General features: G+C 65.0%; 4 protein-coding genes and 2 pseudogenes. 4 read left to right on the top strand and 2 right to left on the bottom strand.

All coding sequences use genetic code 11. The annotated features are described in order from the left end of the window. Positions 1-140, bottom strand: a pseudogene (locus ACGLHR_RS50995) (transposase); the annotation flags it as partial. Between the two features lie 149 nt (positions 141-289). Between ACGLHR_RS50995 and ACGLHR_RS50990 the strand changes: the two are divergent. The 4 genes from ACGLHR_RS50990 (at position 290) to ACGLHR_RS50975 (ending at position 3,441) form a co-directional block, all read left to right on the top strand. Next, a complete protein-coding gene (locus ACGLHR_RS50990; RefSeq protein ID WP_400103652.1) occupies positions 290-817 on the top strand; it encodes a transposase in 528 nt (175 codons plus the stop codon). 116 nt (positions 818-933) lie between these two features. Continuing rightward, positions 934-2,364: a DDE-type integrase/transposase/recombinase gene (locus tag ACGLHR_RS50985; RefSeq protein ID WP_400103650.1), complete on the top strand. Its 1,431-nt coding sequence runs from the start codon at positions 934-936 to the stop codon at positions 2,362-2,364. Continuing rightward, complete coding sequence (locus ACGLHR_RS50980) at positions 2,361-3,194, top strand: ExeA family protein (protein WP_400103648.1); 834 nt, start codon at positions 2,361-2,363, stop codon at positions 3,192-3,194. The genes ACGLHR_RS50985 and ACGLHR_RS50980 overlap by 4 nt, the downstream gene beginning before the upstream one ends. Before the next feature lie 7 nt (positions 3,195-3,201). Then, on the top strand, positions 3,202-3,441 hold the full coding sequence (locus ACGLHR_RS50975) for a hypothetical protein (RefSeq protein WP_400103647.1): 240 nt from the start codon (positions 3,202-3,204) through the stop codon (positions 3,439-3,441). An 87-nt stretch (positions 3,442-3,528) separates the two neighbouring features. On the opposite strand, the pseudogene ACGLHR_RS50970 reads toward ACGLHR_RS50975, so the two are convergent. Beyond that, positions 3,529-3,605, bottom strand: a pseudogene (locus tag ACGLHR_RS50970) (transposase); the annotation flags it as partial.

The raw sequence follows: 3,605 nt of genomic DNA, 5'->3' as shown, positions 1-3,605 counted from the left end.
AGGGTACGCCAGGCACTGTAGCCATCGGTCATTAGCATGCCCTCGTAGCCTGCGAGAAACGCCTGCGGATACTCCTGTCCGCGCCCCCGCTGGTAGTCAAACAGCACCACGGGATGCTCGCAATCCTCGGCGCTGCGGTGAGCATGAGCGGCGTTTGTGATGTCGAATCTGTGAGATTTGATCAAGCACGATGAGGGAAGCCAGAGAGCTTCCCTCAGGGATCGTGCAAGCACGGCCCTGAGAGAAGATGTCGCCTTTATTGTGTCCAGCAATGAAGGAGACTGCGCCAGTGTGCCACGCCCTGCTACAAACGCCAGCGTTCTTTACCCTGTTGCGCCAGATCGACGAAGACCTGATGCAAGCCGCCCATCAGAATGGCTGCTGCCATTGTGGCCATCCACTCCACCGAGCCGACTATCCCCGCAAGCCGCGGGGTTGCCCGCCGGCGGCGCGCCCGGATTGCAGCACGCGCCTGAGCCTATGCTGCGCCGGCTGCCGCAAACGCACGACGCCAGGTTCGGTGCGGTTCCTCGGCCGGCGCGTCTACCTGGCCATCATTCTGGTGCTGCGATCGAGCCGCACCCACGGCTCCGGCACAGAGGGGCTGCCGGATGTCAGTTGGGTCACGCTCAAACGCTGGCGCCTCTGGTGGACCGATACCTTCCCGGCCACGCCCGTCGGCCGGTGGCTGCAGGGTCGTCTGCCGCCCGCGCCAGATGCCGTTGTCTATCCCGAGCGCCTGCTGCAGACGGTCCAGGCCGACACCGACACCGGCCGCCTCACTGCGCTGCTGCGTCTCTTGCTTCCCCCGCTCTGATCGCAATGACTGAGGGGCGTCCAATGTAGCTTGCGATCCGCAGAACTTGTCGATGGCGGCGCATTTGGTCAGCCCGTAGCCTCCCTTCCCATCATCCACACCCCCTCGGGAGGGCTATGTCACTATCCATCGATCACCGTAACCGATGGGCGCGCCTGCGCTTCTCGGTCATCGGCCCATTGCTGGCCTCGCCGCCGGGCAAGGGCGCGCTGCAGGACGCCTTGCAGGCGCTGGCGGCCAAGGTCTGGCGCCATCCCGTCACCGGCGCCGACGTCCGCTTCGGCGCGTCCACCATCGAGCGCTGGTTCTATCGCGCGCGTTATGTCCACGACCCAGTCGCCCAACTCAAGAATCGACTGCGCGACGATTACGGCCACTTCCCCAGCATGATCGCCGCCATCACCGACGTGCTGGTGGCGCAGTACCGCGCCCATCCCGGCTGGACCATGCAACTGCACTACGACAACCTCGTCGCCGCCCTCAAGGGCACGCCGATCGTGCTGCCTTCCTACACGACGGTCTGCCGGTACCTCAAAGCCCACGGCCTCGTGCGCCAGAAGACCCCACGCTCGACCACCCCTGGCGCCATCGCCGCGGCCGCCCGGCGCGAACAACGGGAGGTGCGCAGCTACGAAGTCGATCACGTGGCCGCGCTCTGGCACCTGGACTTCCACCACGGCTCGCGCAAGGTCCTCACGCCCGATGGTCAGTGGCACAAGCCCTTGCTGCTGTGTGTCATGGACGATCACTCCCGGCTGGTCTGCCACCTACAGTGGTTCCTCGACGAAACGACCGCGTCGCTGGTACACGGCGTCTCGCAGGCACTCATGAAGCGCGGCCTGCCAAGGGCCATCATGAGCGATAACGGTGCAGCCATGCTGGCCGACGAATTTACTGAGGGACTTGCCCATCTGGGCATTCTGCACCAGACCACCTTACCTTATTCTCCGTATCAGAATGCCAAGCAGGAGAGCTTCTGGGCGCAGGTTGAATCCAGACTGATGGCCATGCTCGAAGGCGACCCTGATCTGACGCTGGACAAGCTGAACCTGGCCACCCAGGCCTGGGTCGAGCAGGAATACCATCGCAAGCCACACTCTGAGCTCGGCGCGGCGCCGCTCGAACGCTACCTGTCTTGCGCCGACGTGTCGCGGACCTGCCCGGAGGCGCTGGCGTTGCGCCGGGCCTTCCGGATCCAGGAACATCGCCGCCAGCGCCGTTCCGATGGCACCTTCACCCTCAACGCCGTGCGCTTCGAGGTGCCGTCCGCCTATCGCCATCTGGAGCAGGTCTGCCTGCACTATGCGCGCTGGGACCTCTCCCAAGTGGAACTGGTCGATGCGCGCACCGGCACGCCACTGGTTGCCGTCTTCCCACTGGATAAGTCTGCCAATGCCGATGGGCTGCGCGGGCGAGTGCGGGTCGCACCCGCAGCCGAATCCAGCCCGGACGGCATCGCGCCCTTGCTGCGCCAGTTGCTCGCCGAACACGCCGCCACTGGTTTGCCTCCCGCCTATCTGCCCCCGACTCCGCCTGCGAAGCCATGATGCAACCCAATCTGCTGGCCTTGTACGGCCTGAAGTTCAACCCCTTTGCGCAGGACATCCCCGTCGAAGCGGTCTTCGTGAACCCCAGACTCGATCACTTCTGCTGGCGCATCGAGAACGGCCTGGCACGCGAAGGCGGCTTCGCCATGGTGCATGGCGATCCCGGTTCCGGCAAGAGCATCGCCTTGCGCCTGCTCCATCAGCGCCTGACCCGTCTGCCCGACCTGATGGTGGGCTCGATTACCCACCCACAGAGCAGCCTCTCCGACTTCTACCGGGAGCTGAGCGACATCTTTGCGGTGCCGATCAAGCCGCAGAACCGCTGGGGTGGCTTCAAGGCCTTGCGCGAACGCTGGTTGGCCCATCTGGACGCCAGCCGCCGTCGTTGCGTGCTGCTGATCGACGAAGCCCAGGAGATGAGCGCGCCGGTCCTCTCGGAGTTACGCCTGCTGGCGTCGGCGCGCTTCGACTCGCAGGCGCTGCTGTGCGTGGTGCTCGCCGGCGATGCCCGCCTGCCCGACAAGTTCACCCGCGACGACCTGATCCCCCTGGGCAGCCGCATCCGCGCGCGCCTGGCCCTGGAGGCCGCCACCCTGGACGAACTGCAGGCCTGCCTGAGTCACCTGTTGGCTAGCGCCGGCAACGCCAGCCTGATGACCGATCCGCTGCGCCAGACTCTCTGCGAGCATGCCGCCGGCAACCATCGCATCCTGATGAACCTGGCCGGCGAACTGCTGGCCCAGGCTGCGCAGCGCGAACTGCCGCAGATCGACGAAAAGCTCTACCTCGAAACCTATACCGCAACCCAGACCCGGCGCGGCAAGCGCTGAGTATCCCATGACAGACCAGACCTTCCTTCCCTTGCTCGGCCCCATCCTGCCCGAGTTGACCGACGCGGACGCCGCGGCGATCCTCGACTATCTCCACGAACTGGTGATGCTCGTCGAGTCGCATTACCTCGTGCAGGTCCGGCGCCATGCCGAGTCGCAACTCCAACTCGCAGATCAACTCCGCGCCGGAAGCGCCGGCGTGAGCACGTCCATCACCATTCCACCGCATCGCGATCAACAGCCGTGATGGTCTTCGCCGAGCCGCTCTCGCGGCTCGCTCCTTCTCCATCATTTACCTTGATCGCCTCTCCATCAAATCCCGCGCTCACGCTCAGCGGTAGACCCACATGTACGATTTGCTCTGCGCGGCTTTGCCTTCCTCCTTGAGGACCTGTATCGTCGTCTCGTCGC

The sequence above is a fragment of the Cupriavidus sp. CuC1 genome, from assembly GCF_044627735.1.
GTDB classification, from domain to species: Bacteria; Pseudomonadota; Gammaproteobacteria; order Burkholderiales; family Burkholderiaceae; genus Cupriavidus; species Cupriavidus ulmosensis.
The sequence above is the reverse complement of the archived record's forward strand: the minus strand, read 5'-3'. Positions and strand labels throughout refer to the sequence as shown.

Excerpts from the sequence above, each read along its gene's own strand:
- ACGLHR_RS50985 (WP_400103650.1), top strand. The coding sequence starts at position 934 with ATGTCACTATCCATCGATCACCGTAACCGATGGGCGCGCCTGCGCTTC.
- ACGLHR_RS50980 (WP_400103648.1), top strand. The coding sequence starts at position 2,361 with ATGATGCAACCCAATCTGCTGGCCTTGTACGGCCTGAAGTTCAACCCC.
- ACGLHR_RS50975 (WP_400103647.1), top strand. The coding sequence starts at position 3,202 with ATGACAGACCAGACCTTCCTTCCCTTGCTCGGCCCCATCCTGCCCGAG.